The sequence below is a fragment of the Micromonospora sp. NPDC093243 genome, from assembly GCF_044753725.1.
Classification (GTDB): Bacteria; Actinomycetota; Actinomycetes; order Mycobacteriales; family Micromonosporaceae; genus Micromonospora.
The window spans coordinates 130027-157012 of sequence record NZ_JBIVNT010000010.1; the positions used below are offsets into that span (position 1 = coordinate 130027).

General features: G+C 71.0%; 27 protein-coding genes. 15 read left to right on the forward strand and 12 right to left on the reverse strand.

The window, feature by feature from the left end:
* Positions 1-116: 116 nt before the first annotated feature.
* Both ACIP9D_RS28980 and ACIP9D_RS28985 read left to right on the forward strand, forming a co-directional pair.
* A complete protein-coding gene (locus ACIP9D_RS28980; RefSeq protein WP_350874645.1) occupies positions 117-293 on the forward strand; it encodes a hypothetical protein in 177 nt (58 codons plus the stop codon).
* Between the two features lie 138 nt (positions 294-431).
* The gene (locus tag ACIP9D_RS28985; RefSeq protein WP_350874643.1) at positions 432-1436 is read left to right on the forward strand and encodes a hypothetical protein; all 1005 of its coding nucleotides are present in this window, start codon (positions 432-434) and stop codon (positions 1434-1436) included.
* Positions 1437-1528: 92 nt separating this feature from the next.
* Here the strand turns inward: ACIP9D_RS28985 and ACIP9D_RS28990 are convergent, their stop codons facing one another.
* The 4 genes from ACIP9D_RS28990 to ACIP9D_RS29005 all read right to left on the reverse strand — a co-directional run bounded on the left by ACIP9D_RS28990 (position 1529) and on the right by ACIP9D_RS29005 (position 6632).
* Complete coding sequence (locus tag ACIP9D_RS28990; protein WP_350874642.1) at positions 1529-3355, reverse strand: acyl-CoA dehydrogenase; 1827 nt, start codon at positions 3353-3355, stop codon at positions 1529-1531.
* A 57-nt stretch (positions 3356-3412) separates the two neighbouring features.
* Positions 3413-4942: an ATP-binding protein gene (locus ACIP9D_RS28995; protein WP_350874641.1), complete on the reverse strand. Its 1530-nt coding sequence runs from the start codon at positions 4940-4942 to the stop codon at positions 3413-3415.
* Positions 4943-5059: 117 nt separating this feature from the next.
* Positions 5060-5812 carry a dienelactone hydrolase family protein gene (locus ACIP9D_RS29000; protein WP_350874640.1) on the reverse strand — a complete coding sequence of 251 codons (753 nt, stop codon included), beginning with the start codon at positions 5810-5812 and terminating at the stop codon, positions 5060-5062.
* Between the two features lie 121 nt (positions 5813-5933).
* On the reverse strand, positions 5934-6632 hold the full coding sequence (locus tag ACIP9D_RS29005; protein ID WP_350874639.1) for a helix-turn-helix domain-containing protein: 699 nt from the start codon (positions 6630-6632) through the stop codon (positions 5934-5936).
* A 58-nt stretch (positions 6633-6690) separates the two neighbouring features.
* On the opposite strand from ACIP9D_RS29005, the gene ACIP9D_RS29010 reads away from it, so the two are divergent.
* Entirely contained in the window at positions 6691-7524 is an 834-nt protein-coding gene (locus ACIP9D_RS29010; RefSeq protein WP_350874638.1) for an alpha/beta fold hydrolase, read from the forward strand.
* A 31-nt stretch (positions 7525-7555) separates the two neighbouring features.
* Here ACIP9D_RS29010 and ACIP9D_RS29015 read toward each other — a convergent pair whose 3' ends face one another.
* The gene (locus ACIP9D_RS29015; protein WP_350874637.1) at positions 7556-8023 is read right to left on the reverse strand and encodes an SRPBCC family protein; all 468 of its coding nucleotides are present in this window, start codon (positions 8021-8023) and stop codon (positions 7556-7558) included.
* A gap of 170 nt (positions 8024-8193) precedes the next feature.
* Between ACIP9D_RS29015 and ACIP9D_RS29020 the strand changes: the two genes are divergently transcribed.
* The 4 genes from ACIP9D_RS29020 to ACIP9D_RS29035 all read left to right on the forward strand — a co-directional run bounded on the left by ACIP9D_RS29020 (position 8194) and on the right by ACIP9D_RS29035 (position 12542).
* Positions 8194-9138: an ion transporter gene (locus ACIP9D_RS29020; protein WP_350874636.1), complete on the forward strand. Its 945-nt coding sequence runs from the start codon at positions 8194-8196 to the stop codon at positions 9136-9138.
* A gap of 175 nt (positions 9139-9313) precedes the next feature.
* Complete coding sequence (locus tag ACIP9D_RS29025) at positions 9314-10483, forward strand: acyl-CoA dehydrogenase family protein (protein WP_350874635.1); 1170 nt, start codon at positions 9314-9316, stop codon at positions 10481-10483.
* Entirely contained in the window at positions 10483-11328 is an 846-nt protein-coding gene (locus ACIP9D_RS29030) for a PhnD/SsuA/transferrin family substrate-binding protein (protein ID WP_350874634.1), read from the forward strand. The genes ACIP9D_RS29025 and ACIP9D_RS29030 overlap by 1 nt, the downstream gene beginning before the upstream one ends.
* Positions 11325-12542, forward strand: a complete 1218-nt coding sequence (locus tag ACIP9D_RS29035; RefSeq protein WP_350874633.1) for a ferritin-like domain-containing protein — start codon at positions 11325-11327, stop codon at positions 12540-12542. The genes ACIP9D_RS29030 and ACIP9D_RS29035 overlap by 4 nt, the downstream gene beginning before the upstream one ends.
* 64 nt (positions 12543-12606) lie before the next feature.
* Here the strand turns inward: ACIP9D_RS29035 and ACIP9D_RS29040 are convergent, their stop codons facing one another.
* The gene (locus ACIP9D_RS29040; RefSeq protein WP_350874632.1) at positions 12607-13134 is read right to left on the reverse strand and encodes a GNAT family N-acetyltransferase; all 528 of its coding nucleotides are present in this window, start codon (positions 13132-13134) and stop codon (positions 12607-12609) included.
* Positions 13135-13235: 101 nt separating this feature from the next.
* Here ACIP9D_RS29040 and ACIP9D_RS29045 point away from each other — a divergent pair, with 101 nt between their 5' ends.
* Positions 13236-13880 (forward strand): class I SAM-dependent methyltransferase, encoded by a 645-nt coding sequence (locus ACIP9D_RS29045; RefSeq protein WP_350874631.1) that lies wholly within the window; start codon positions 13236-13238, stop codon positions 13878-13880.
* Between the two features lie 79 nt (positions 13881-13959).
* On the opposite strand, the gene ACIP9D_RS29050 is transcribed toward ACIP9D_RS29045, so the two are convergent.
* Together ACIP9D_RS29050 and ACIP9D_RS29055 are read right to left on the reverse strand one after the other, a co-directional pair.
* Complete coding sequence (locus ACIP9D_RS29050; RefSeq protein ID WP_350874630.1) at positions 13960-14361, reverse strand: carboxymuconolactone decarboxylase family protein; 402 nt, start codon at positions 14359-14361, stop codon at positions 13960-13962.
* Positions 14362-14540: 179 nt separating this feature from the next.
* Positions 14541-15041 (reverse strand): hypothetical protein, encoded by a 501-nt coding sequence (locus tag ACIP9D_RS29055; protein WP_350874629.1) that lies wholly within the window; start codon positions 15039-15041, stop codon positions 14541-14543.
* A 199-nt stretch (positions 15042-15240) separates the two neighbouring features.
* Between ACIP9D_RS29055 and ACIP9D_RS29060 the strand changes: the two genes are divergently transcribed.
* Entirely contained in the window at positions 15241-15654 is a 414-nt protein-coding gene (locus ACIP9D_RS29060) for a DUF6817 domain-containing protein (protein ID WP_350874628.1), read from the forward strand.
* 56 nt (positions 15655-15710) lie between these two features.
* Positions 15711-16181: a pantetheine-phosphate adenylyltransferase gene (gene coaD, locus ACIP9D_RS29065; protein WP_350874627.1), complete on the forward strand. Its 471-nt coding sequence runs from the start codon at positions 15711-15713 to the stop codon at positions 16179-16181.
* On the opposite strand, the gene ACIP9D_RS29070 is transcribed toward coaD, so the two are convergent.
* Entirely contained in the window at positions 16160-16888 is a 729-nt protein-coding gene (locus ACIP9D_RS29070) for an alpha/beta hydrolase (RefSeq protein WP_350874626.1), read from the reverse strand. The genes coaD and ACIP9D_RS29070 overlap by 22 nt on opposite strands.
* A gap of 49 nt (positions 16889-16937) precedes the next feature.
* Between ACIP9D_RS29070 and ACIP9D_RS29075 the strand changes: the two genes are divergently transcribed.
* The gene (locus ACIP9D_RS29075) at positions 16938-17633 is read left to right on the forward strand and encodes a YafY family protein (RefSeq protein ID WP_350874625.1); all 696 of its coding nucleotides are present in this window, start codon (positions 16938-16940) and stop codon (positions 17631-17633) included.
* 86 nt (positions 17634-17719) lie between these two features.
* Here the strand turns inward: ACIP9D_RS29075 and ACIP9D_RS29080 are convergent, their stop codons facing one another.
* On the reverse strand, positions 17720-18613 hold the full coding sequence (locus tag ACIP9D_RS29080) for an SGNH/GDSL hydrolase family protein (RefSeq protein WP_350874624.1): 894 nt from the start codon (positions 18611-18613) through the stop codon (positions 17720-17722).
* A gap of 164 nt (positions 18614-18777) precedes the next feature.
* Here ACIP9D_RS29080 and ACIP9D_RS29085 point away from each other — a divergent pair, with 164 nt between their 5' ends.
* Positions 18778-20037 (forward strand): hypothetical protein, encoded by a 1260-nt coding sequence (locus ACIP9D_RS29085; protein WP_350874623.1) that lies wholly within the window; start codon positions 18778-18780, stop codon positions 20035-20037.
* A 44-nt stretch (positions 20038-20081) separates the two neighbouring features.
* Here the strand turns inward: ACIP9D_RS29085 and ACIP9D_RS29090 are convergent, their stop codons facing one another.
* Entirely contained in the window at positions 20082-20477 is a 396-nt protein-coding gene (locus tag ACIP9D_RS29090; protein ID WP_350874622.1) for a VOC family protein, read from the reverse strand.
* Positions 20478-20522: 45 nt separating this feature from the next.
* A complete protein-coding gene (locus ACIP9D_RS29095; RefSeq protein ID WP_350874621.1) occupies positions 20523-21149 on the reverse strand; it encodes a TetR/AcrR family transcriptional regulator in 627 nt (208 codons plus the stop codon).
* A gap of 139 nt (positions 21150-21288) precedes the next feature.
* Here ACIP9D_RS29095 and ACIP9D_RS29100 point away from each other — a divergent pair, with 139 nt between their 5' ends.
* The 3 genes from ACIP9D_RS29100 to ACIP9D_RS29110 all read left to right on the forward strand — a co-directional run bounded on the left by ACIP9D_RS29100 (position 21289) and on the right by ACIP9D_RS29110 (position 26971).
* Positions 21289-22149, forward strand: a complete 861-nt coding sequence (locus ACIP9D_RS29100) for an SDR family oxidoreductase (protein WP_350874620.1) — start codon at positions 21289-21291, stop codon at positions 22147-22149.
* 40 nt (positions 22150-22189) lie between these two features.
* Positions 22190-23614, forward strand: a complete 1425-nt coding sequence (gene rox, locus ACIP9D_RS29105; RefSeq protein WP_350874619.1) for a rifampin monooxygenase — start codon at positions 22190-22192, stop codon at positions 23612-23614.
* 414 nt (positions 23615-24028) lie between these two features.
* The gene (locus tag ACIP9D_RS29110; RefSeq protein WP_350874618.1) at positions 24029-26971 is read left to right on the forward strand and encodes a beta-L-arabinofuranosidase domain-containing protein; all 2943 of its coding nucleotides are present in this window, start codon (positions 24029-24031) and stop codon (positions 26969-26971) included.
* Positions 26972-26986 lie beyond the last annotated feature (15 nt).

Below are 26986 nucleotides of genomic sequence, written 5' to 3' on the forward strand. Positions count from 1 at the left end.
CGGCGACCTTCGGTGAGAACCGACACGTCCGCCCAGCTCAGGCATGGTGTGAGCCGTACCGGGAAGGACGGCCGGGAGCCGCCCGTCGCGCGGGCGGCCGGCACAGGAGGTGGAAGATGCGGGCCATGCTCTGGGTCGTCGGCGTGATCGCCGGCGCGCTCATCCTGCTCGGGCTACTCCTCGAAGCGGTCCGCTGGCTGGTGATCATCGGTGCGGTCGCCCTGGTCGTGGTGGTCGTGCTGGGTGTGCTGAAGGCCTGGCAGTTGATGCATCACTCCCCTGGACGCCGCTGAGGCGCGGCCGCCGGCCGATTCCTCCCCGGTTTGGGGTCTGTCGGAAATCCGACCGCCCGCAACCTAATCATGGGTCTTCACGTGTTGCGTGCAACATGTGTCCGGATCACCGGGCACAGCCGCACGGGGGAGGAACCCATGACCCACATCGCCCGACGCCGGATGCTCGCCGGCGTCGCCGCCGGTCTGCTCACCGCGTCGCTCGGCGTCGCCACCGGATCCGGCGCCGCATCCGCGGAGTCCGTCCGGCCCTGCTCGGTCAGCCCGCTGCCCTACCCGGCCGACTCGTACCGCGCTTCGGCCGACGCGATCGCCCCCACCGGCCGGTTCATCGCCGGGTCCGGCCTGCGCACCAGCGGCCCGGTGAACGAGCCGCTGCTGCTGATCTGGGAGGGCTTCCGGCTCACCACCGTGGTGTCGCCGCTCGCCGAGACCGTGGTGGACGTCAACAACGACGGCGTCGTGGTCGGCTACGGCTGGGTCAACGGCTTCAGCCAGCCGTGGCGATACCGCGACGGGCGGGTGCAGCCGCTGCCGGTGCCGGCCGGCTCCGAGGGCACCGTCGTCACGGCGATCAACACCGCCGGGGACGTCGTCGGGCACAGCAACCTCGCGACGACCGGCGAGTTCATCTCGGTGATCTGGCCGGCGGCGCGGCCGGGCACGGTCGAGGTGCTCGACGCACCCGCCGGGGCAATGGCGGTTGGCATCATCGACGACCGCACCATCGTCGGCACCGCCGGCTACCTCGGTGCGTCGACCGGCTGGATCCGTCACCCGGACGGCCGGCTCGCCGAGCTGACCATGCCCGACTCCCTGTCCACCACGGTCAACGGCGCGGGCGGTCACTGGGCGATCGGGCTCGCCAACCAGGGCGGCAGCAATTCCACGAAGGTCCGGTGGGACCTGCGGACCGGCGTCGGGACGGCCCTCGACCCGCGGCTGCCTGTGGTCAGCGACGTGAACGCCGCCGGCGTGGTCGTCGGCGGCGACCGGCTCACCCGGGGCGGCGGCTCGGTGCTGCTGCCGGGCGGCGGCACCGGCGTCGGAGTCGGCGCACGGGCGATCGCCGACAACGGTGTGGTGGTCGGCTTCCGCAACAACGACGGCGACGTTCGCCCGATCCGCTGGATCGGCTGCTGATCGAGCGCCGCTGACCTGCCGCACCGCACGTCAACGGTAGTGGCCGCCGGCCGTCCCTTGGGACGGCCGGCGGCGACCGCGTGCCGAGGATGTCAGAACCAGTCGTCGCGCATCTCCAGCGTGGTCCGGTCGAGGCTGGCCAGCAGGTCGAACTGCGGGCCGGTGCGGGGCAGCTCGTACCGGAAGAAGTAGCGGGCGGCCTGGCGCTTGCCGGCGTGCAGGTCGGCGTCCGCGGAGGCGGCGTCTCCCCCGGCGCCGGCCGCCGCCTCGACGGCGAGCAGCTGCTCCAGCCACATCCAGGCGATCACCACGTGACCGACCGCCTCCAGGTAGAGGCTGGCGTTGGCGAGCGCGACCTCCGGGTCGCCGCCGGCCCAGAGCCGGCGGGTGACGGCGGTGACCCGGTCCACCGCGGCGCCGAGCTGCCCGGCAAGGTGCGCGGCCTCCCCCTCAAGCGTTCCGGCCCGGCGCACCGTGTCGCCGATCGTCTCGACCAGCAGCGCCAGGCCCGCCCCACCGCGCATGGTGACCTTGCGGCCGAGCAGGTCCAGCGCCTGGATGCCGTGGGTGCCCTCGTGGATCGGGTTGAGCCGGTTGTCCCGCCAGTGCTGCTCCACGTCGTGGTCGCGGGTGTATCCGGCGCCGCCGTGCACCTGGATCGCCAGGTCGTTGGCGGCCAGGCACCACTGCGCCGGCCAGCTCTTGGTGATCGGGGTGAGTACGTCCAGCAGCAGGCGGGCCCGGTCGCGCTCCGCCGGTTGCGGCGCGGTCTTCTGCTCGTCCAGCAGCCGTCCGCAGTAGAGCACGAGTGCCAGCGCGCCCTCCACGTAGCTTTTCTGCGCCAGCAGCATCCGTCGCACGTCCGGGTGGCCGATGATCGGCGTCTGCGGCACGGCCGGGTCCTTTCCGGCGAGCGGACGGCCCTGCGGCCGCTGCCGGGCGTACTCCAGGGACTTGAGGTAGCCGGTGTAGCCGAGCGCGGTGGCGCCGGCGCCGACCCCGATCCGCGCCTCGTTCATCATGTGGAACATCTGCGCGAGGCCCTGGTGCGGCTCGCCGACCAGGTGACCGACCGCGCCCGGGCGCCCGTGCGGGCGGTGCGCGCCGTCGCCGAAGCTGAGCAGCGTGTTTGTGGTGCCCCGGTAGCCCATTTTGTGGTTGAGCCCGACCAGTGCGACGTCGTTGCGGTCGCCGAGCGCACCGTCCGGGCCGACCAGCACCTTCGGCACGACGAAGAGCGAGATTCCCTTCACCCCGGGCGGGCCGCCAGGGATCTTGGCCAGCACCAGGTGGACGATGTTCTCGGCCAGCTCGTGGTCCCCGCCGGAGATCCACATCTTCGTCCCGTACAGCCGGTACGTGCCGTCGTCCTGCGGCTCGGCGCGGGTGGTGATGTCGGCCAGCGAGCTGCCCGCCTGCGGCTCGGAGAGGCACATGGTGCCGAAGAACCGGCCCTGCACCATCGGACGCACCCAGGTGTCGATCTGGTCCGCGCTGCCGTGCGCGAGCAGCAGGTTGGCGTTGCCGAGGGTGAGGAACGGGTACGCCGAGGTGCCCACGTTGGCCGCATGGAGCCAGGCGAAGCACGCCGCCGCGACGGTGTGCGGCAGCTGCATCCCGCCGACCGACTCGTCCAGACTGGACGCGAGCAGCCCGGTCTCGGCGAAGACGTCCAGCGCCGCCTTCACCTCGGGGATGAGCCGCACCTGGCCGCCCTCGAAGGTGGGCTCGGCGAGGTCCGCCGCGCGGTTGTGCGGGGCGAAGTGCTCGGTGGCAAGCCGTTCGGCCAGCTCCAGCACCGCGTCGAACGTCTCCCGGGAGTGCTCGGCGTAGCGTGGCCGCTCGGTCAGCCGGGTGACGTCCAGCCAGTCGTGCAGCAGGAACCGCAGGTCACGCCGGCAGAGCAGGGTGGACGACACGGGTCTCCTCTCGAGCGTCCCCGGCGATCGGAAGCCACCGCGGGCCGGGCGGGCGGCTCAGCCGCGACGCAGCCCGGCGATCGCCTCCCGCAGGTCATCCTGGCTGATCGGCCCGACCGGCGCAGCACCCGTCGCCTCACCCATCGCCTTGGCCAGCTGGACCCGCCGGAGCACCTCGCGGAGGTCCGCGCCGGTCAGCCCGGGGCTGACCGCGGCCAACCCGGCCGGGTCGATGTCGTCGGCGAACATCCGGAACCCGGACGACTCGTGCCGGTCGACCAGGTCCCGGATCATCTTGGTGATGATCGCGGCACGACCGGCCTCGTCGGGCGGCGGGATCGACAGCTTCACGTCGAAGCGGCCGGAGCGGACCAGCGAGGCGTCCACCCGCTGGGGGAAGTTGGTGGTGGCCACCACGATCACGTTCGGGTTCTCCTCGATCAGCGTGTTCATCTCCTGCTTGAAGATTCCCGCCACCGCGTTGACCGCCTGGCTCGCGGCGTCCCCACCGGCCCCGGCGTAGCTGATGATGCTGTCGAACTCGTCGAAGAGCAGCACCGTCGGCGCGCGGTAGCGGCGCGCCTCGCGGAAGATCTGCTTGATGTTCCGCTCGGAGCCGCCGAGCCACTTGTCCAGGATTTCCGGGGTGCGGATCTCCCGGAACTCCGCGCCGATCTCGTTGGCCAGCGCCCGGGCCAGCATGGTCTTGCCGGTGCCCGGGGGGCCGTACAGCAGGATCCCCTGTGGCCGGCGGGCGCCCCAACGCGCCATCACCTGCGGATGCCGGAACGAGATGGCGATCTCCCGGAAACGGGCGACCACCTCGTCCAGGCCGCCGACCTGGTCGAGGCTCACCGTCTCGCTGCGCGGGGCCTTCCGCGCCCGGGTCGGTGCGACCGGCCGAGCCAGCACGTACGTCCCGCCGCGCAACACCCGCGGTTCCGGGTCGTCGCCGACGATCTCCCGGACCACCTGCAGCACCACGGTGACCAGCGCCCGCAGGTGCGCCGGGGTGACCGCCGAGGCGACCGCGGCGGCGCGCACGGTGACCAGCCGGCCGCCGCCGACCGCCGGCTCGTCGCTGATCTCCGGATCCAACCCCAGCTCCGCGGCGGCGCGCAGCACCGCGACACCGGCCGGGTCGCCGACCGGCGGGCGCTCGGCCACCGCGGCCGGCGCCGGCCGGTCCAGGCCCAGGCGCCGGGAGGCCTCGACCGCCATCCGGCCGGCCCGGACGGCCAACGGCCCGACCGGTGCGCCGGTCGCGGCCAGGCGCCGCACGAGCAGCATGCCGGCCGGGCCGGCGGCGCCGGCGGCGAGCCAGCGCAGCGGATGCTCCGGCCTGATGGGCTGGGCGGTACGGATGGTGGCGGCCATCCGGCACCTCTGCACGCCGTCGACGACCGTCGGGGCCAGCGTGAAGCCGACCTGGTCGACCGGGGCCGGGAACGGGCCCTCCAGGCGCACCTCGACCGGTCCGGTGCGGGCCGCGGCGAGCAGGGCGTCGGGGTCGACGATGGTGACCTGGCAGCCGAACAGCTCCACGGTGTCGGCGCCCGGTCGCAGGCCGTGATCCGGTTCCGGCATGGCATCCCCGTTTCTCGAACGGCGCTGACCAGCGAAGTCTGACACCTGCCCACGGCACTCGCCACCGGACGACCGCCGCACCACACCTGCTCGTCCGGGCGCGACGCGGGCCCGGGGTCAGCGGCGGAAGGTGCGCTCGAGCAGGTCGAACATCGCGTCCCAGTGCCGCTCGGTGGCCTGCTCGTCGTACTGCGCCGTGTCGGCCATGGTGAAGCCGTGGCTGGCGCCCGGGTACACCTCGGAGCGGTACCGCACCCCGGCGGCGTCCAACGTCCGCTCCAGCTCCGCGATCTGCTCGGCGGTCATCGACCCGTCCTGGTCGGCGTGGGCGAAGTACAGCTCGCCGGTGACCGCGCCGACGCCCCGGTGCGGGCTGTCGGGCGCGTCGGTGACCACCCGGCCGGCGTGGAAGCTGGCCAGCGCGGCGATCCGGTCCGGGTACGCCTCGATGGCCCGCAGCGCGTTCATGCCGCCCATGCAGTACCCGACGGCGGCGACCGGCGCCTGCGCGACGTCGTCGCGCGCGGCGAGGAAGTCCAGGTACGCCGCGGTGTCGCGGTTGATCACCTCGGGGGTCAACGCCATGATGTGCGGCGTGATCTCGCCGAACAGAGCGCCCCGGTGCTCCGGCTCGGCGAGCCGGGACAGGTCGAACAGCGGCGTGCGGCCGGCCCGGTAGAACAGGTTGGGCACCAGCACGAGGTAACCCCGCGCGGCGATCCGTTCGGCCATCTCGGCCAGCCGGGGCCGCAGCCCGAACGCGTCCATGAAGACCAGTACGGCTGGGAAGGGACCGTCGCCGTCCGGCCGGACGAGGTACGCGTCCGCGACCCCGTCTCCGGTCTTCACGTCCACCGTCGTCGTCTGCACCCGCAGCCCCTTTGTCCGGAATACCGTCGTCCCGACGAACGCTACCCCTCACCGCTCTGCCGCTTCCCCCGCCCCGGAAGTGCTCCGGCCGGTCGCGGCGCGCCACGGCGGTGCGGACGGCTCAGGAGCGGCTCGGTGGGTCGGTGCCGAGCAGGCCGGTCAGCAGGCCGCGCAGCGTCCGCTCGAAGAGGTCCGTCGCGGGTGCGGACGCCGGTGGTTGGCGAAACGCCGCCACCAGGTGCGGGTACGCCGCGAGGTCGAAGCCGGCGAAGGTGAACGGCGGGGCGGCGGCCTCGTTGCGGGCGAAGAGGCTGACCACGCCGGTCATCATCGCGATCGCCTCGAACTTGGCTGCGACGGAAGCGCCCAAGGGGGCCATGACCCGCAGGCAGTTGTCGAACCAGGCCAGCGCCTCCGGCCCGATGCCGGAGGGCCGGTGGATGACGTCGACGAGCCAGCGGTGGCGCTGGAACAGGGCCAGTTGCCGGCGGGCCAGCAGCAGCAGGTCGTCCAACCAGTCGCCGTCGGTCTGCGGGTAGGGCCGCAGCTCCCCCACCACCCGGTCGGTCATCAGGTCCAGCAGGTCGTCGCGGGACGAGAGGTACCGGTAGAGCGAGCCGGCGCCGGTGCCCAGCGCGGCGGCGACCGCCCGCATCGACACCGCGGCGAGTCCGTCGGTGTCCGCCAGGGCGATGGCTGCGGCCACGATCGCGTCGCGGCTGTGCGCCGGGGCGGGACCGCGACTGCCGCGCTCGGCTCGGATCCAGATCGGTTGTCGCCCGGAGTCACCGTCGCCGGGAGAGGTGGATGCGTCGCTCACCGATTCACTGTAAACTGCAAACGACGTTCGCAGTTTAGATAGTAGGAGGTGGCGGGTCATGACGCGGATCACCGCACGGGACGGCGCGAGCATCGTGCTGCACACGATTGGCACCGGTCCGGGGATCGTGGTGGTGCACGGTGGAGGCGTCACCATCGACGTCTACCGCCGACTGGCGGCGGCGCTGGCCGACCGGTTCACGGCGCACCTCTACAACCGGCGCGGGCGAGCGGACGCCCCGCCCCGGTCGGAGCCCTACCACTTCGAGCAGGACATCGACGACCTCGCTGTGGTGCTGGAGCAGACCGGCGCCCGCAACGTCATCGGGCACAGCTCCGGCGGCTTCATCGCCATGCGGGCCGCGCTCCGGCTGCCGATCGACCGGCTCGCGCTCTACGACGCGGCGATCTCCGTCGACGGTGGGTTCCCCGCCGACTGGTTGGACGCCGCGGTCGAGGCGCTGCGCGCCGGAGACACCGCTCGGGGCATGGCCATCACCGCGGGCGGTATCAACACCCAGTCGGCGTCGGCGAAGCTCCCGCTCGGCGTGCAGACCGCGATCTGCCGGCTGTTCCTGCGTACCCCGATCGGGCGGACCATGGGTGAGCTGCTGCCGATGACCCTGGACGAGTCGCGCCTGATCCACGAGCACGACGGCCCCGCCGACCAGTACGCCGGGATCACCGCCGAGGTGCTGCTGGCGTGCGGCGCCGACGGCCCGCCCTACTACCCGCAACTCAACGAGGCGCTGGCCCGGGTGTTGCCCCGCGCCCGGACCCTGATCGTGCCCCGCAGCGGCCACGACGCCATCAACCGGGCGCGTCCGAGACTCGTCGACCCGTTCGCCGCGTTCTTCGCCGCCCCGGTGACGCCGGAACGGGCGCACCTCTGACGGTCACGGAAACGCCGGTCACCCGGGGTGCTCAGGCCCCGGTGTGACCGGCGAGGAACAGATTGCGCCGCGCGACGAGTCGGTGCAGATACGGCCGCAGGACGAGGCTCGCCACGATGGCGCCGACCGGTCCCATCGGGGCACTGAACTCGATGACGTCCCGCATGATCGTGACCGAGGGGTCGAGCGGATCCGGCGCGAAGACGTGCTCGTGGTGCCATCGCCGGAACGGGCCGCGGACCTGCTCGTCGGTGAAGCCGTCCGGCCGCTGACAGTCGGTGATCCGAACGGTCATGCGCCAAGGGACGCCGAAGTGCCGCGCTCTCCAGGTAACGACATCGCCCGCCGTCAGCCGGCCGCTCGTGACGCCGTCGACCGCGCGCTCGGCACTGGCCCCCATCGACTCGGTGTGCAGACCGACGTCCAGGCAGGCGTCGAACACGGCCTGCGGCGCTGCCCTCACCGTCGTGGTCAGCTCGATGCGCGGCACGCCGTCCACCCTAGGCGGGTAGCCCGCTCACCCTGTCGCGGCCTCCGCTGGCGCCTCGGCGAGGCAACGACCTTGGCTAGGCTGTTCGGCATGCCCGTACGCCGCCCGCACCGCGACGATGCCGGCCAGGGGTGGGCCCGGACCGCAGCGTCGACGCGTACGACGGGACTGGCGACCCGGTGACTGGACCACCCGCGCCTGCCCAGCGGGGCAAGCCGGCCGCGCCCACCCGCCGCCCTGGACTGGCCGCGGCCTGCGATCGACTGGCCCGGTCCCGCCCCTTCGAGATCGGCATCGTCGTCGTCATCCTCGCCAACGGGGTGGTCCTCGGTCTGGAGACCTATCCGGACCTGGTGGCGGCGGGCGCGGCGCTGCACGGGCTGGAACTGTTCTTCCGCGCCGTGTTCGTCGTCGAGATCGCCATCCGGCTGGTGGCCTACGGGCGTCGGCCGCAGGACTTCTTCCGGCACGGCTGGAACGTCTTCGACTTCGCGGTGATCACGGCGATCTTCATACCGGGCCTGCACGGCGACCCGGCCCTGCTGCGCGTGGTGCGGGTCGCCCGGATGGTCAGGTTGGTGCGGTTCTCTCCGGGGCTGCGCACCATCGTCTCCGCACTGTGGCGCAGCCTGCCGGGCGTCGGCGGTTTCCTCGCCCTGGCCGTGGTGACCCTCTACGTGTACGGCATGGCCGGCTGGCTCATCTTCGGCAGCACCTATCCGGAGCAGTACGGTGACATCGGCCGGTCCCTGCTGACGCTGTTCGTGCTGCTGTCCCTGGAGACGCTGCCGGACCTGATCGAGCAGGGCATGGCGATCTCGCCGTGGACCCTGCTCTACTACGTCAGCTACGTCGTGATCACCGTGAATCTGCTGCTCAACATCCTCATCGCAGTCATCGTCAACTCGATGGAGGAGGCACGCCGGTTGGAGATGACCGAGCGGCTCGCCCCCGGGTACGACGAGGACGGCGACGGCGTACCGGACGAGGTGGACCGCATCGCGCTGACCCAGCGGCTCGACGACCTGCGGGCGGTCATCGCCGAGCTGGAGCGGGAACTGCGGATCGACCGCGACGACGGGCACGGCCGGGCGCACCGCCAGGACGCCACCGCCCGCCGCTGAGCGGCCGGGGCGAGCACCCTCCACCGCGCCTGAACCGGTGGTCCACGCGCCCTGCCCGACGACGCCGAGGCCAGCGCCTCGCAGGCAATGACGACCATGCGGCGCTCTCGCGCGTTGGTCTCCACAGCAGATAGTCTCGACGGCGGTCCCAGTGGGTCGACCGAAGGACATTCAGATGACGGCGACCGTCGACAATGCCCATCCCGTCACCGACGACCCGGACACCCTCGGCACGGTGATCGAGGACGTGATCCGACCCCAGGCGCCGACCGTCGACCGCGGCGGGGCCTTCCCTCGGCAGGGCATCGACGCCCTCGCCGGCGCCGGTTTCCTGAGCCTGGCCTCCTCGACGGAGGTCGGCGGCGGTGGGCAGGGAATGCGCCCGGTCGCCGAACTCATCGAGCGGCTGGCCGCCGAGTGCGGATCCACGGCGATGGTGGTCCTCATGCACTACGCGGCGACCGCCGTCATCGAGGCGCACGGCCCGCGCGAGGTGCGCGAGGCCATCGCCGCCGGCGAGCACCTGAGCACGTTGGCTTTCTCCGAGTTCGGATCGCGCAGCCACTTCTGGTCGCCCACGGGCACCGCGACCGCGACCGACGACGGCACCGTACGGCTCGACGCCCGCAAGAGCTGGGTCACGTCGGCCGCCGAGGCCGACAGCTACGTCTGGTCGAGCCTTCCGCTGTCGCCGGGGGCCGGTCCGATGACGCTGTGGCTCGTCCCCGCCGGCAGCGCCGGCCTCGATGTCACCGGCGACTTCGACGGGCTCGGCCTGCGGGGCAACGGCTCCCGACCGATGACGGCCGACGGCCTCGGCATCCCCGCCGACGCGATGCTCGCCGCCGACGGCGCCGGCCTCGACACCGCGCTCGGCGCGGTTCTCCCCTGGTTCCTCGTGCTCAACGCCGCCTTCTGCCTCGGTCTCGCGGACAGCGCGGTCACCGAGGCCGGCCGGCACCTCACCCGGACCACACTCACGCACACCGGCGCGGCCCTGCGCGACGCGCCCGTCTCCCGACGCGACTTCGCCCGGCTGAAGATCCGCACCGACGCCCTGCGCGCCTTCCTCGGCGACGCCCTCACGGCGCTGGAGACCGGTCGGGAGGACGCGATGCTGCGGGTGTTGCAGGTCAAGGCGCTCGGCGGCGAGACGGCCGCCGAGGTGACCGACGGCGCGATGCAGCTCTGCGGTGGCAGCGCGTTCCGCAAGGAGTTGGGGCTCGAACGCCGATTCCGTGACTCCCGCGCCGCCCGGGTGATGGCGCCGACCACCGACGCCCTGCTCGACTTCGTCGGCCGCGTCGCCACCGGGCTGCCGCTGCTCGACGAGGCCAACCGCTGATGCCGGCGCCAGCTGTCCTGATGGGCGCGGTGGCCTACGACCCCAAGGTGGTGACCATCTGGGAAGGCTTCCGCGCCTGGCTGCGCGGGCGCGGCCTGGACTTCGACTTCGTCCTCTACTCGCACTACGAGCGGCAGGTCGAGGACCTCGTCGCCGGGCGGATAGACGCGGCCTGGAACTCGCCGCTCGCCTGGCTGCGCGCCGAACGGCTGGCCGCGGCCACCGGTGGCGCCGTCAGCGCCCTCACCATGCGTGACACCGACCGGGATCTCACCTCGGTCGTGGTGGTGCGTGCCGACTCGCCGGTGCGCCGGGTGGAGGACCTCGCCGGGATGACGGTCGCCGTCGGCGCCGTGGACAGCCCACAGGCGACACTGATTCCGCTCGGTTACCTCGCGGCCGCCGGAGTCGAGGTCGGGATACGCAGGTTCGACGTCGGCGTCGGCCTGCACGGCGACCACATCGGCGGCGAGCGCGACGCCGCCCGGGCCCTCGTGGCCAAGGAGGTGGACGCCGCCTGCATGATCGACGCCAACCACCTGGCGTTCGTCCAGGAGGGCACGCTACCCAGCGAGGGCACCAGGATCGTCGCGCAGACCGCGCCCTACGACCACTGCAACATGACCATCCGCGAGCCGGCCTCCGCCGGGGTCAAGCTCTTCGGCGAGCTGCTGCGCGGCATGTCGTACGCCGACCCGCAGGTCCGGCCGCTGCTCGACCTCGAAGGGCTGACGGCGTGGGAAGAGGGCCGCACCATCGGCTACCACGCCCTCGCCAGCGCGGTCGACGCCGTCGGGTTCTACGCGGCGGACGGGCGGGTGACCGCCGAGGACTACCAGCCGTGAGCACCGCACCGGCGGCCGACGTCGAGGTGCAGCTCGGTGCCCTGGGCTTCGGCCGCGGCGCGTACCTGCTGGTGCAGCGGGCCCTGGCCGGGCTGCCGCCGGGCGGCCGGGTAGCGGTCTCCGGCCGCGATCCCGCCCTGCGCGTACACCTGCCGGCGTGGTGCCGCAGCCGGGGTCACCGGGTCGAGTGGCCGGACCCGGCCGACCGGACGGACCTGGTGGCGGTGATCGTCCGCGGCTCGGCGGACGACGAGCGCTGGTTCGGCGCGGAGCGCGCCGGGCCGGCCCTGCCACCGGCGTTGAGCAGTCGCCCGCCGTCCCGCTGGGGGCTCGGCGCCCGTGGCGCGCTGCTGGAAGCCGGCGGGCCCGAGGCCCGCTTCGACCTGGACGAGCGCGACCTGGTGTGGGCCGACGTCGCGCCGAAGCTGTACGCGCAGGCCGCCGCGCGGCAGTGGGACCCGGAGACCGCCGTGCCGTGGCACGACGCGTTCACGCTCCCGGCTGACGTCGAGGCCGCGGTCGTGCAGGTGATGACCTACCTGGTCGAGAACGAGCAGGCCGCGCTCGTGGTGCCGGCCCGCTTCGTCGGTCGGATCCACCCGCACTTCCGCGAGGTGGTGCAGCTGCTCGCCGTGCAGGTGGCCGACGAGGCCCGACACATGGCGGTGTTCAGCCGACGGGCGCTGCTGCGGGGTACGGAGCTGGGCACCTCCTCGGCGGGTGGCCGGCAGTCGCTGTTCACCCTCGTCGCCGAGTCCGACTTCGCGCTCGCCTCGTTCCTGCTCTCCGTGCTCGGCGAGGGCAGCTTCGTCGACCTCCTGTCGTTCCTGGAGCAGAACGCCCCGGACCCGGTGACCCGCCGGATCTGCTGGCTGGCGATGCAGGACGAACGACGCCACGTGGTGTTCGGCATGGCGCACCTCGAACATCAGGCCGCCGTGGATCCTTCCCTGCGTGACCGGCTGCGCGCGGCCATCCACCGCCGCCACGACGCGCTGACCAACACCGCGGGCCTCAACGCGGACGTCTTCGACGCCCTCGTGGTGCTCGCGGCCGGCGGCTGGAACCCCGACGACGTGGCTGCCGGCTACGACCGGGTGCAGGAGCTGCAGAACGCGATGGACCAGGGCCGCCAACGCCGGCTCGTCCGGCTGGGCTTCCGCAGCGACGAGGCGGCCGCGCTCTCCGCCCTGCACACCCGCAACTTCATGTAGCCCCGCCGGCCAGCCTCGGTTGTCTCTGCCACGAACCGTCCGCCTGGTCTCGTCGGCACGTGGGTCAGAGCTTCACCCAGTAACGGCGCACGGCGCCGAGTTCGGTGTCCCAGACATCCTCGAGGACACCCCCGTGGCGCTCGATCGTCTTCGCCGAGGCGACGTTGTCGGTCGCGCAGCAGATCAACACCCGATCCAGGCCGAGCCCGCGCGCCTCCTCGAGCATCCGCCCCAGCGCCCAGGTGGCCAGACCTCGCTGCCGGGCCGACGGCCGGATGCCGTAGCCGATGTGACCGGCGATCCGCTGCAGGAAGTCGTTGGCGAGCTCGTGCCGCAGAGCGATCCCGCCGAGCACCTGGTCACCCTCCACGATCCATCGGTACGTACAGTGCGCCTGGCCCGCCTCCAGCGGCGTCGCCGGGTCCGACTGCGCGGTCAGCCGGGCCACCCAGGCCGCGAACCCGGCCGGCGAGTCCACCTCGTCGGACGGCCGCAGCCCGAACCCGTCCTCGTGGACGCCGGGACCCCAGTCGTCGCGTGCTTCGAGCCAGGCGGTGTGGAGGCTGACGGTGGGCGCGATCAGTTCGGGCACACGGTGACGATAGCCTCCCCCACGACGCTGGCCCGGGCGCGACCGATCCGCTCGCCCTGGCAGCGGTGACGGCGCTCCGCCGGGTCACTAGCCTCTCCGGGATGAGCGACCAAGGTTGGTTGGCGGACACCCGGGCCTCCTATGACACCGTCGCGGTCAGCTACGCCGACCAGGTACGCGACGCTATCGCCGGGGAGCCCTACCTACGCGGGAGTCTGGCGATGTTCGCCGACCTGGTCCACGCGGCCGGCGGCGGGCCGGTGGCCGACGTGGGCTGCGGACCGGGACACGTCACCGCCCACCTGCGCGAGCTGGGCGTCGACGCCTTCGGCATCGACCTCTCCCCCGCGATGGTCGGCGTGGCCCGGCGTGATCACCCCGGCCTGCGGTTCGAGGTGGGCTCGATGACGGACCTGGACCTCGCCGACGCCTCGCTCGCCGGCCTGCTCGCCTGGTGGTCGCTGATCCACGTCCCCGACGACACGGTCGGTACGGTTCTCGGCCAGTTCCGGCGGGCGCTGCGTCCCGGCGGGTTGCTGCTGCTCGGCTTTCACATCGGCGACCAGTCGCGGCTGAAGACCCAGGGCTACGGTGGCCACCCGATGAAGGTCCACGTCCACCGCCGTCAGCCCGAGCAGGTGACAACCTGGCTTCGCGACGCCGGATTCACCGTCGAGGCCCAGCTGTTGATCGACCTGGACGAGAGTGTTCCCGGGGCCATCCTCTTCGCCCGCCGCCAGCCCTAACTCGGCCTGAAGCCCGTCGAAGGCACGCGAGTCGGGCACGCGCCGTGCGCCCAGATCGCTGTGCGAGCAGGCCGATCGGTCACCCCTCCGCGAAGACCTGGGTCGCGACCTGATAGCCGTCGAACGCGCGCGCCACGCCGGCGTAGACCGCGATCTGCACGAACACCTCGGCGATCTCTTCCTTGGTGACACCGGCCTTGAGCGCGATGCGGAGCTGACCGCGCAGCGGCTCCAGGACGCCGAGGGTCGCCGCGATGGTCACGGACACCAGCGCCCGGGAGCGGGTATCCAGGTGCTCCGTGCGGGGCCAGGCGTCGCCGAAGGCGTGTACCGTCGCGATCCGCTTGAAGTCCGCGCCGTTGGCCGGTTCACCGGGGTTGGCACCGAGGAAGCGCTCCAACCGGAAGCCCAGCAGGCGCTCTGCCGTGTCCAGCGCGGCGGCGTACTCCGGGTCGGTCGCCGCGGGCTCGTTCGTCGTCACGACGCCCACTCTGTCATTCGCCATCGTGAAGCGGGCGAGTCCGCGCATTTCGGCTACTCCCGAGATCCAGCACGGCATCCCCCGTAGTCCGCACTACCCTCGCCGCTGGCGCCGGAGACAAGACGTGATTTCCGGCGACAGCGGTGAAGGAGGCGAGTCGGCCGCTGTGGGCGGCGCGCTCAGAAGTTGACGCTGACTCCGGCCGCCTTGCAGGCCGCGGTGATGTCCGCCCCGGCCTTCTCGAAGGCGGCGTTGTCGGCGGCGCCCACCGGGTCCGCGGCGGCTGCCGCCTTCGAGGCCTGCGCACCGAACGACGACATGGCGGTGGCCACGTCGCTGTCGCCCCCGGCGGACGCGAGCGTCGCCATCTGCTCGCTCATCTCGGTCAGGATCTTCTTGAAATCCGCCGGTGACGGTTCGCCGGACTGCATCGCCGCGATGAGCGCCGCCTTCTGGTCATCGCCGACCTTCTTCGCGGACTCGCAGAGTTCCTTGTCGCTCCTGCCGCCTGCCGCAGGCGACGACGGCGCCGAGGAGGGGGTGACATCGGCCGAGGAAGGGGCCGCCGAGACAGCAGGCGAGGGGCCAGCCGTCGTCGCAGCGTCCTCCTCACCACAGGCGGCGAGAGCCATCAGGCAGGCAGAGATCAAGACAACGGCGGGAACGCGGAGAGCCTTCACGGGCGCACGCTAGCCGAACCACCTACTTTGATCAACTTGGCCGATGAGCCGCCACGCCGGTTTGGAACCGCTCCTCGGTGCGCCAGCGGGAGCCGGCCGTACAGGGGTGCAGCCAGTGCCAGACGTGTCCACGGCGCTGTGACATATCGCCCACACCCAGGGGCCAGCGAATCCGACAGCCGATACCTACAGTCGGGCCATGGACACCGACAACGGCGTGCGGGTCTGGCTCCGCCGGCATGGAGCTGAGCAGATCGCGCATCCCGGGGGCAACCTGTACGCCCACCTGTGCCGAGTCAGCGAACGACTCGCCGCGCTCGGCTGCGGCACCGAAGTGCAAGCCGCGGGTCTCACCCACGCCGTCTACGGCACTGACGGGTTCGACCTCGCCCTGCTTGATCGGGCCGATCGTGCGGTGCTACGAGATCTCGTTGGCGCCGACGCCGAGGAGCTTGTCTATTTGTATGGCGCCTGCGACCGTAGCCGCAGCTGGCGGGAGCTGCCTGCGGTGGCGGACCGGCACGGTACCTACTTCCGGGATCTGTTCGCCTCTTGGGCCCCACTGGCGTCTGAACAGGTCATCCGCGATGCGCAGCGGGTCTTGCGGCCGTGACACCCGAACCATCGGCAGGGCCACGTTCGACAGCTCCCAGCCCCGGTCGCGTACGTGTGCGAGCCGTCTACCCCGGTAGCTTTGATCCCTTCACTCCCGGGCATCTGAATGTGGTGAACCGGGCACGCGACCTCTTCGACGAAGTGGTCGTGCTCGTCGCCGTCAACAGCATCAAGCATCCGGGCACCGGCGAAGAGGAGCGAGCGGCCGCTGTTCGGGCCCTTCTGCCGGTCGAGTGGACCTCGGTCACCGTTGCGGCCTGGAGCGGGTTGACCTCCACCTACTGCCGTCACCATGAAGTAGGAGTGATCGTCCGCGGCCTGCGTAACACCACCGACCTTCGGACCGAGTACCAGCTCGCCGCGATGAACCAGTCGCTGGGTGTCCCCACGGTATTTCTGCCCACGCAGCCCGAACTGGCCGCGGTGTCTTCGACTGCGGTACGCACGCTGGGTACGTGGCCTTCGTCGGCGCAGCCGCAGACTGCCGGGCATTGGCGAACCCCTCATCGGACCGCCGGCGGATAATTTGAGACCGCAACCGGTGTCTGGCGTGCATCGAGGAATCGCGTGATGGAGGCCGCCACGGCCCGGTGGTCTTCGAGCATCGGCAGGTGCCCCGCATCCAGTTCGTTCTGCCAGGCGGCGCCGAGGCGCTGGGCGCATCGTCTCTGCAGCGCGATCGGCAACTCACGGTCACCGCTGGTACGCAGGTAACCGCGCCACCCGCTCCACTCCCGGTGGGCGGTCCCGTCTCGATAGAGGCCAGGTGACTCGGGGGTGAAGTCGGCGATGATGCGGTCGGCGACCTGTTCGGCCAGGCCGTGGGCGAGGCCCCGTCTGATCGCCGAGTCAGGTGGCCGGGTCCCGGCGAACCGCATGACGGCGCCGAGCAGCCACCGGTTCGGCATCGGCATCGCCGAGATGAACGACCCTCCCGGCCGCGGGATGACTGCACTGATCGCCAGGAACGCACGGACACGCTCGGGTACGAGCCGGAGGACTTCGGAGCCGATCACACCGCCGGCCGAGTGCGCGACGATCACGAACCCGCCCGTTGGCGCCGAGTCGATGGCTGCCTGGGCGTAGTCACGCAACCGCGCCTGGCCATTCTCAGGTCGGCAAGCGACCCGGGTTTCCCGCCCCTCGCCGAGACGGCGGCGGACGTCATCCCAGATCCAGTCAGGAAGCCCGGCGCCGCTGAGGAACAAGATCGGATCGTGTGAGGTGCTCATGACAGCATCGTCACCCGGACGGATGTCACCGGCATGTCACTATTTACGGATGAGCCGCACCGACCGTCTCTACGCCCTGCGTGAGGAACTGCGACGGGCGGGGCCGGCCGGGCGCACCGCGGAACGGCTCGCCGAGGTCTTCGAGGTCAGCGTCCGCACGATCAAACGCGACATCTCGGCCCTGCAACACAGCGGCTTTCCGGTCTGGGCGCGACCCGGTCCCGGCGGCGGCTACGTCGTCGACGCGGCCGCGACGCTCCCGCCGGTGAACTTCACCGACGCCGAGGTCTCCGGCCTCGCCGCCGCCGTGGCCGCCCACCGCGGGCAGCCCTTCGACAGCCACGCCCGCGCCGCCCTCGTCAAGGTCCTCGGCGTCATGGACAGCCGCGCACGAGAACACGCGACCGCGTTGAACCAACGCGTCTGGATCGACCACACCGACGCTCCTGGCGGTGCGCGCACTCGACGAGCGATCGAGCAGGCACTTCACGAACAACGCGTGCTCGTCGTGCACTACCGCGACGGGCACGGCACGCACACCACTCGCCACCTCGACCCCGTGCTCCTGGCCCGCACCCAGGGACACTGGTACCTCGTCGGGCACTGTCGCACTCGTCAGGCGATCCGCTGGTTCCGCCTCGACCGGGTGAGTGCCGCACACCTGACCACCCAGCCGGCCGCCCGCATCCCCGTCGAAGCCGTCGGCACACCGCCCACGACCGCTGAGGCCATCGCCGATCTCTGACGCCGCCTGCCGTCGCGGACCACTTCGCCTGAGCCGGGGTCCCGCCGCTGCGCGACGGGACCCGGCTCAACCTTTCGCACGTCCGATCAGCTGTTCAGCCTCGCGAGCAGGGCATTGGCCATGCCCTGCTCGCCTCGGGCGTTCGGGTGGAACGGGGCAGCCGAGTTCTGCGGCACCAGTCCCTCGACCCACCGGGTACTGCTGCTCTTGCACGCGTCGCGGCCGATCGACGGGGTGTAGACGTCCGCGTAGATCGCGCCGTTCGCGGTCGCGGTGCTGGCCAGCATCGCGTTGAGTGACTTCTCGATGCCGCGCAGGTACGGCACGTCCTGGTAGGCGATCGGGACCACTGGCCAGCAGCCGTATCCGGTGTCCGGCAGGATCGCCGGGTACCCGAGCACCGCGACCCGCGCGCCCGGCGCGGCTTGGCGGACGGCCTGCAGCACGGCGGTCACCTTCGGCGCGGCGGCGGCGATCCTGGCCTGCAACTGGTCGGTGCCGCCAGCGGTGTACCGGTCCTTGCACGGCGAACCGAGCGGGCTGCTGAGACTCGCCTCCGCGCAGTCGCTGATGATGCCGGAGAAGCCGATGTCGTTGCCGCCGATCTGCACCGTCACCAGCGCCGTGTTCGACGTGACCGCGCTGAGCTGTGGCGGCACGGTGATGCCCAACTGGCCGCTGCCACCGTAGAGGATGTCGTCGGTGGTGGCGCCGGAGCAGCTCACGTCGGCGAACGACGACGAGCCGGCGGACGCGGCCGTCAGCGAAGGGTAGTTGCGGTTGGACCGCAGGCAGTTCAGGTCGACCTGGGTCGGGATCAGCGGGCCGGCGGTGTACGAGTCGCCCAACGCGACGTAGCGCCCGGCGGGCACGGCGGCGCCGGCAGGTGTCGCGACGGTGAGCAGCACGCCGGCGGTGGCCGCAGCGAGTGCGGCCAACCGGGTGGCTGCCCGCAGGAGCGGCAGGCGGGGACGGGTCATGGCGCCTCCCAAGGGAGTCACGGTGGTGGTGCCGAGATCCTGTCGCTACTAATGACGTCCGTCAATATTAATGGCTCTCATTAATTGCTGTGCCGAAGTGTGGGCTGACGGGGTACAAGAAACCGGAGGCGCTGTCGTGGTCGGTCGGGGCAGACTGCCTGCCGATGAGTGGTGCGACCGAAGACGCCGGCCCCGACTGGTATTACGCGAGCCCACGTACCCTGCTGGGGTCGCTGCAGCGCGGCCTTGGCCGCGGCGCGCACCGCGCCATGTCCGATCCCGCCGCCGCCGACCTCATCATCGACTGCCTGCGCCGGGACTACCGCTGGTCCTGGCAGGTGGACGAGCGGGAGGTCTACCTGGCCAGATTGGTGCGTGACCTGCGGCTGCCGGTTCAGCCGATCGCGGCACGTCTGTGGGCAGCCGCCCCCGAGGAATCGGACGACGGCAACGAGTTCGCCAACACGCTGGGCGTGTTGGAGGTTCTCGGCCGAGCCGGGGTCGGCGAGGTGGTGGCGGAGGTGCGCCGCTATATCGACAGCGGTGAGCGGTGGCTCGAAGCCCTGGAAGCCGTGGCCCGGTCCTGGCCGATCCGCTGGTGGGATGACCTCTATCCCGTCGTCGCCGACCGGCTCGACTCGACCACCCGCGAGCGGATCCTGTGGCGCTCAGCTCCCTGGACCGTATGGACCGCGCGCAGTGCTCGGATCGCCACCGCGGTGGACGCAGCAAAGCGCCGGCGAGCGCCGGCCCGCCCGTACGCCGACACCCCGACCACGGCCCTGCTCGACCTGCTGCGGGATCCCGGCCGTGTCACGGATTGGCGCCCGGCATTACGCGAGCTGCGCCGGCGGCCACCCGAACGCGCGTTGCTCGAGATCGTCGACACCCTGGTCGCCGCCGGCGTCGGGCACCCGCTCGCCGCCGCGATGGGACAGCTCGGCACAGTCGCCCTGCCGGCGGCGAGGACGTGGGCGACCACGTCGTGGCACCCGTTGTTCTGGACCGGAATGCGGCTGTTGGCGGCGCACGGCGGGCAGGCCGACGTGCCAACACTCGTCGCCGGACTCGACTGGCTGGACAGCCGCCCTGACGACCTGTGCGGGTACGACGACCTGGTGAAGGCTCTGGCCCGGATCGGCGGCCCACAGGCAACGGCAGAGTTAGCTCGGTTGCGCCGGTTGTGGTTCAGCCCGCATTCGTACGAGAGGGCCGACTACCTGAGGGCGCGGCTGGCCCTGGACCCCCACGGAGCCTCAGGTTGTCTGTCCGAAGGGCTGTGGGACTGTGAATCGGAGGTGCGCCTGCTGGCCGCTCAGCATGTGACCCTTGACGATCGATCCCGTGACCGCCTGCGCTACCTGCGCGACGATCCGATCGAAGCTGCCGACGTCCGCGCCGCCGCAGCAGCACGCCTGTCCTGATCAGCCGCAGATCAGCTACGACGGGGCCGATGCTCGCTCGCGGGCTAGTTCTGCGGTGCCAGGGTGCGTAGGACGTCGAACTCGTTGCCCTCCGGGTCTGCCATGACCACCCAGTTCCGGTCTGACCCCTGGCCCACATCCGTCCTGGTGGCGCCGAGGCCGAGCAGTCTGGTCACCTCGTCCTCGGTGCTGCCGTCGATCGGGCTGACGTCGAGGTGAAGCCGGTTCTTCCCGGTCTTGCCCTCGGGCACCCGGATGAACAGCAGGGTGGGCGACATCTGGCGGGCCCGAACGTCCTCGACTGTCGGCACCCACGAGCCGATCTCGACCTTGCCCTCGCTACGGTCGATCACCTTGAAGTCCAGGACTTCGCACCAGAAGGCCGCGAGCCTCTCCGGATCGTGGCAGTCAACGACCAACTCGGTGAACCTGCTTGTCATGACTCTCCCAGGTAGTGCGGGCGGGGCTCTCGCCGTGGTCGGAAATCAGGTCGTCGGTGGCGTCTTGGTTTCGATGTCATGCGCGGGTTGGCCGAGGGCGCGGAGGGCGTGTGCCACGAGCGTGTGCAGCTGTTCCTGGTCGGGCATGCCGAGGTGGAAAACGAGCCGGTGATAGAGGGGCCCGTAGACCAGGTCGACGGCCACGTCCAGATCGGCGTCGGCGGCGAGCTGCCCGTCGAGCTGAGCTTGGTGCATGCGCTTGTTGAATGCGCTGATGCGTGGCCGGACCAGCCGCTCTCGTAGTTCCTGTGCCAGCTCGTCGTCGTGCAGGGCTTCGGCAATGAGGCCGACGACGGCGGATGTGTTCGAAGGCGTGAGTAGGGCGATGACCGCTGTGAGCTGGGTGCGTAGGTCAGTGGCGAGGTCGCCGCTGTACGGGTGTTCGGCGACCGTGGTCGCCACGTCGTTGACGGCCTCCAGGACGACGGCTCCCTTGGAAGGCCACCACCGGTAGATCGTCTTCTTGCTGACGCCGGCGCGGGCCGCGATGGCCTCGATCGTGAGCCGCCCGTAGCCGAGCTCGGCGCACAGCTGCAGCGCCGCGTCGAGGATTGCCCGGCGACTGGCCTCGTTGCGGCGCAGAGGGTTAGGCGATGTGGGCACGTTGTCCACCGTACCAGGAAACGACACGTGCCGTGTTGACACCTCGGCTGCACGACACGTAGCGTGTCGCCATCGACGGCCGTCCAACACGTGACGTCGAACGACAGCGAGAAGGTCCAGTCCTTACATCTGAGGGGAATTGATGGAAATGGCAGGCAGTGCGGGTTCGCGGGTCTGGTTCATCACCGGGGCCAGTCGTGGCCTCGGCCGCGCCTTCACCGAGGCCGCCCTCGCCGCCGGCGACCGGGTGGTCGGGGCGGCCCGCGACACGTCACCACTGGACGATCTCCGCACCGAACACCCGGGTCGGCTGCTGACGCTGCGGCTCGACGTCACGGACCGTTCGGCGGTCTTCGACGTGGTCGGCCGGGCCGCCGCGCATTTCGGCCAGCTGGACGTCGTGGTGAACAACGCCGGGGCGTTGTTCACCGGGATGGTTGAGGAGTTCACCGAGGCCGAGGCCCGCGCGCAACTCGAGCTCAACTTCTTCGGCGCGCTGTGGGTCAGCCAGGCCGTCCTGCCCCGGCTGCGGGAACAGGGCAGCGGGCACATCGTGCAGATCTCCAGCATCGGCGCGCTCGGCGGTTTCCCCAGCACCGGGCTGTACAGCGCGAGCAAGTTCGCGCTGGAAGGCCTGAGCGAGGCACTGGCCGCCGAGGCCGCCAGGTTCGGTGTCAAGGTCACCATCGTCCAGCCGGGTGGCTACTGGACCGACCTCTACGCCAGCAGCCGGGCAACCACGCCGAACCCGGCGTACGACGCGCTGCGCGCGGAGTTGGCCGAGCAGTGGGCGGAGGGGTCGATCGACAGCGAACCCCGGCTGGCGGCCGACGCGCTGATGACGCTGGTCGGTAGCGACGAGCCGCCACTGCGGCTGCTGCTGGGCAGCATGGTCTACGACGTGGCCTTCGACATCTCGAGGCGACGCATGGACACCTGGGCCGGCTGGGAAGCGGTGAGCCGGGCCGCCGAGAAGGCGGTCCCGGCCCCGAACGGCGAGCCGGCCTGACCGCCATGCCGCGGGAGAACACCTACCGATTGGACGGTTCATGTTCGACGTGATCGTTGTGGGCGGCGGCCCGACCGGCCTGATGCTGGCCAGCGAGTTGCGGCTGCACGACGTACGCGTGGTCGTGGTGGAGAAGGAGGCGCAGCCGACCCGGCAGGTTCGTGCGCTCGGCCTGCACGTACGCAGCATTGAGGTGATGGACCAGCGCGGTCTGCTGGAGCGATTCCTCGCGCACGGCCGGCAGTACCCGGTCGGTGGCCTGTTCGCCGGCATTTCCAAGCCGTCGCCTGATATGCCGGACACCGCACACGCGTACATCCTCGGCATTCCACAAACCACGATCGATCGTCTATTGGCCGAGCGCGCCGGCGAGCTTGGCGCCGAGATCCGGCGCGGGTGCGAACTGGTCGGGCTCAGCCAGGACGAACACGGCGTGACCGCCGAGCTGGCTGACGGCACGCGGCTGCGCTCGCGCTACCTGGTCGGTTGCGACGGCGGCCGCAGCACGGTACGCAAGCTGCTCGGGGTCGGCTTCCCCGGCGAGCCCGCGCGGGTCGAGACGCTGCTGGGCCACATGGAGGTGGCCGTGCCGGCGGAGACGGTGGCCGCCGTGGTGGCCGAGGTCCGCAAGACCCACACGCGGTTCGGCGTCACGCCCTTCGGCGAAGGGGTGTACCGCGTTGTCGTGCCCGCCGAGGGGGTGGTCGAGGACCGTACGGTTGCGCCAACCCTCGAGGAGGTCAGGCAGCGGCTGCGGACGTTGGCCGGCACCGACTTCGGCGTGCACTCACCGCGCTGGTTGTCCCGGTTCGGTGACGCCACCCGGCTGGCCGAGCGCTACCGGGTAGGCCGGGTGCTGCTGGCCGGCGACGCGGCGCACATCCATCCGCCGACCGGTGGGCAGGGCCTCAACCTCGGCGTCCAGGACGCGTTCAACCTCGGCTGGAAATTGGCGGCCGAAGTCGGCGGCTGGGCGCCGGACGGGCTGCTGGACAGCTACCACACCGAACGGCACCCGGTGGCCGCCGCCGTGCTGGAGAACACCCGCGCCCAGATCCAGCTGATGTCCACCGAGCCGGGTGCCCAGGCGGTGCGTCGCCTGCTGTCCGAGCTGATGGACTTCGAGGAGGTGAACCGGCACCTGATCGGGAAGGTCACCGCGATCGGGGTTCGCTACGACTTCGGCGACGGCCACGACCTGCTCGGCCGACGGCTGCGGGACGTGCGGCTGAAGCGCGGGCGCCTCTACGAGCTGATGCACGCCGGCCGCGGGCTGCTGCTCGACCAGGCCGGGCAGTTGTCAGTGGCGGGGTGGACGGATCGGGTCGACCACGTCGTCGACGTCAGCGAGGAGTTGGATATCCCGGCCGTGCTGCTGCGCCCGGACGGCCACGTGGCCTGGATCGGCAACGACCAGCAGGACCTGCTCAACCACCTGCCACGGTGGTTCGGTCCCGCCGCCTGAGACAGCTCCAACGTGGAGGGCAAAGCCCTGGCCAGCGTCCCTGCTGGTCAGGGCTTCTTGCCTGTGTCGGGACGGCCGGATTCGAACAGCCGCAGGTAGCGGTTCTCGGGAGGGTCAGGGGGCCACGCCCGCAGGACGCCGCCGCGGTCACACGGCACCCGCTCCCCCATCGACACGCGCAGACCTCTTGACCGTGGTGTAGTGATCGCTAACATAGGCAACGAGTACGTGCAGTAGCGCTCTCACCACCGACAGAGCGCCATCCTGCCTGAGCAGATCCCCCGCCACCGCCTGCTGAGCCGTCCGGCAACGCGTCATCATGTTAGCGCGAACATTGCTATCCCAGCGGCGAGGGCGGCGGGTGTCCCGTCCCGGCCAGCGACCTGGTCACAGCCCGAGAACGAGGAGAGTGACGTGAGCAAGCAGTTCTCCCGGCGGAACCTGTTACGCATCGGCGCATTGGCGGCCGCCGCCCCGGCCGCGATGACCCTCGCGCCAACCGCGCCCGCATTTGGTTCGGGCGGTACCCACAGCGGCCGAGACGGCGCCGGAAGCAAACACCCGCGGCCGGGCTGGGAGGCCGCCAACTGGCGAGTCAAGCCCTTCGCGCTGAACCAGGTCGCCCTGCGCGACGGCATCTTCCAGCAGAAGCGCGACCGGATGCTCAACTACGCCCGGAACTACCCCGGTACCGGCGGTGTCTTCGACGGGCCGGACCGCATGCTGCACCTGTTCCGGGTCAACGCCGGCCTGCCCGCTCCCGGGACCTGGCCGGGCGGCTGGGACACCCCGAACCACCTGCTGCGCGGCCACTTCACCGGTCACTACCTGACGATGCTCTCGCAATGTTGGGCCGACACCGGCGAGGAGGTCTTCCTCGACAAGCTCGACTACCTGGTCGAGGAACTGGGCAAGTGTCAACGGGCGCTGGACGCCCGGCCGGTGGGTCGGGTGCCGGGCCGTTCGGGCAAGGCGGTACGGCTCAGCGACCCGCACCCCAACCAGTACGTCCTGCTGCCCGCGGGCATCCTGGCGGACGTCGCGGACGTCACCATCGCGGCCTGGGTGAACCTCGCGGCGGCGCAGAACAACCCCAAGATCTTCAGCTTCGGCACGAGTGCCAACGTCCACCTCTCGCTGACCGCGCGGGTCTCGGCGACCAACCCCGGTCCGCGTTTCGCGATCACCAACAGCGGCGCCAGCGCCGAGCAGCGGATCAGCGGAGACAGCGTTCCCGTGCCGGTCGGTCAGTGGGCGCACGTCGCGGTCACCCTCTCCGCCACGGACGGCACCGGTCGGCTCTACGTCGACGGGGTCGAGGCCGGCACGGCCGCCATCACACTCAACCCGGCGAGCCTCGGCGCGACCGGCAACAACTGGATCGGGCGCGGGCAGAGCAACAACGACCCGCTGCTGAACACGTCGGTCGACGACTTCCGGATCTACCGTCGAGCGCTGAGCGGGGCCGAGGTTCAGGCGCTCGCCGCTGAACAGGCGTCGGCCCCGGCCGCGTCCCCGGAGGACCTGGTCGCCTGGTACCGCTTCGACACCGAAGGCGAGACCGCCCGCGACCACTCGGGCAACCGGCGGGACGCGAGAATCATCGGCACCAGCTACCGCGGTTTCCTGGCCGCGTTCCCGGAGGGCCAGTTCAGTCGCCTCGAGCCGCCGACCCTGCAGCCCAACAGCGGGCCGAACGCGGTGTGGGCGGTCTGGTACACCTGCCACAAGATCATGCGAGGGCTGCTCAACGCGTACCACCTGACCGGCAACGAGGAGGCCCTCGACATCGCCTTCCGGATGGGCGACTGGGCCCACCAGCGGCTCAGCCGCTACAGCCAGGATGAGCTGGATCGAATGTGGACCATCTACAGCGCCGGCGAGGCCGGGTCGATGAACGAGGTGATGGCGGAACTCTCGGCGCTGGCCCACGGCGCCAAGAAGCGAGCGCAGTACCTGGCGACGGCGAAGGCTTTCACCTTCACCACCCTCTTCGACGCCTCCCTCGCCGAGCGGGACGAGCTCAACGGACGCCACGCCAACCAGTACATGGCGCCGAACATCGGCTACCTGCGGATCTTCGAGCGGACCGGAGACCGGGACTTCCACGTCGCGGCCAAGCACTTCTGGTCGATGGTGGTGCCGCACCGCACCTTCAGCAACGGCGGCGCCGGCCGGAGCGAACACTTCGGCCCGCGCGGCGTCATCACCGCCGGATTCACCTCAACGTCGGACCCGAGACACGCCGAGACCTGCTGCGCCTACAACATGCTGCGACTGACCCGGAACCTCTTCTTCCACGACCCGGATCCGGCCTACATGGACTTCTACGAGAAGGCCCTGCACAACCAGATCCTCAGCTCGCGGCGGGACGTGGACAGCGTGACCAGCACCGAGGTGACGTACCACCAGAACATGTGGCCGGGCCGCTCGCGCCGGATCGGCAACACCGTCGAATACAGCCGCTACGGCGGCAACGGCAGTTGCTGCAACGGCACCGGCCTGGAAAGCCACACCAAGTACCAGGAGACCATCTACTTCCATTCGGCCGACAAGTCGACGCTCTACGTCAACCTCTTCATCGCCTCGACCCTCACCTGGCGCGACCGAGGTCTCGTCATCACCCAGGAGACGCGGTACCCGACCGAGGGGTCGAGCCAGCTCCGCTTCGAGCAGGGCGGCGGGCGGTTGAAGGTCCGGCTGCGGGTGCCGTCGTGGGCGACGCAGGGCTACACGGTACGGGTCAACGGGCGCCCCCAGCGGCTGGAGGCCAAGCCCGGCAGCTACGTCACCGTCAACCGACGCTGGAACCGCGGCGACACGATCGACATCGACATGCCGATGAGCTTCCGGGTGGAGAAGGCCCTCGACGACAAGTCGGTCCAGTCGATCATGTACGGCCCGACCCTGATGGTGGTCCGCGACGCGACGCCGAGCTACCGCGAGTTCAGCTTCTATCGCGACCTCAAGCTCAACGGCGACCTGGCCAGCTCGATCCAGTCGACCGACGTGCCGATGCACTTCACCACGCACGGCTACACGCTGGCGCCGTACTACATCTCCGACCCGGTGCCCGGCGAGTTCAACGCCTACCACCCGTACGTCAAGCGGGTCGAGCCCGAGGTGGTCTTCGGCACGATCGGGTCCGGAGTGCCCAACGACGGCGTACGCGACGAGAACGGCGAGACCTTCCTCGACCGAGTCTGGGCGGAGGCACCGTTCGCCAGCCACTGGCACTTCCTCCAGCGGGTGCGGCTGGTTTCGGCCGAGTGGGTCACCGCCGGCCGGCACACCGAGGAACAGCGGCAGGCGATACTCGACGCCGCCAACCAGGCGCAGCGCGACCTGGACGGCTGAGCGTCGCAGCGCGGG

Bases quoted from the DNA above. Each gene is read 5' to 3' on its own strand.
- ACIP9D_RS29010 (WP_350874638.1), top strand. From the start codon at position 6,691: ATGACGCGGATCACCGCACGGGACGGCGCGAGCATCGTGCTGCACACG.
- ACIP9D_RS29080 (WP_350874624.1), bottom strand. From the start codon at position 18,613: ATGACCCGTCCCCGCCTGCCGCTCCTGCGGGCAGCCACCCGGTTGGCC.
- ACIP9D_RS29090 (WP_350874622.1), bottom strand. From the start codon at position 20,477: ATGACAAGCAGGTTCACCGAGTTGGTCGTTGACTGCCACGATCCGGAG.
- ACIP9D_RS29030 (WP_350874634.1), top strand. From the start codon at position 10,483: ATGCCGGCGCCAGCTGTCCTGATGGGCGCGGTGGCCTACGACCCCAAG.
- ACIP9D_RS29075 (WP_350874625.1), top strand. From the start codon at position 16,938: ATGAGCCGCACCGACCGTCTCTACGCCCTGCGTGAGGAACTGCGACGG.
- ACIP9D_RS28980 (WP_350874645.1), top strand. From the start codon at position 117: ATGCGGGCCATGCTCTGGGTCGTCGGCGTGATCGCCGGCGCGCTCATC.
- ACIP9D_RS28995 (WP_350874641.1), bottom strand. From the start codon at position 4,942: ATGCCGGAACCGGATCACGGCCTGCGACCGGGCGCCGACACCGTGGAG.
- ACIP9D_RS29060 (WP_350874628.1), top strand. From the start codon at position 15,241: ATGGACACCGACAACGGCGTGCGGGTCTGGCTCCGCCGGCATGGAGCT.
- rox (WP_350874619.1), top strand. From the start codon at position 22,190: ATGTTCGACGTGATCGTTGTGGGCGGCGGCCCGACCGGCCTGATGCTG.
- ACIP9D_RS29025 (WP_350874635.1), top strand. From the start codon at position 9,314: ATGACGGCGACCGTCGACAATGCCCATCCCGTCACCGACGACCCGGAC.
- ACIP9D_RS29070 (WP_350874626.1), bottom strand. From the start codon at position 16,888: ATGAGCACCTCACACGATCCGATCTTGTTCCTCAGCGGCGCCGGGCTT.
- ACIP9D_RS29045 (WP_350874631.1), top strand. From the start codon at position 13,236: ATGAGCGACCAAGGTTGGTTGGCGGACACCCGGGCCTCCTATGACACC.
- ACIP9D_RS28985 (WP_350874643.1), top strand. From the start codon at position 432: ATGACCCACATCGCCCGACGCCGGATGCTCGCCGGCGTCGCCGCCGGT.
- ACIP9D_RS29085 (WP_350874623.1), top strand. From the start codon at position 18,778: ATGAGTGGTGCGACCGAAGACGCCGGCCCCGACTGGTATTACGCGAGC.
- ACIP9D_RS29100 (WP_350874620.1), top strand. From the start codon at position 21,289: ATGGCAGGCAGTGCGGGTTCGCGGGTCTGGTTCATCACCGGGGCCAGT.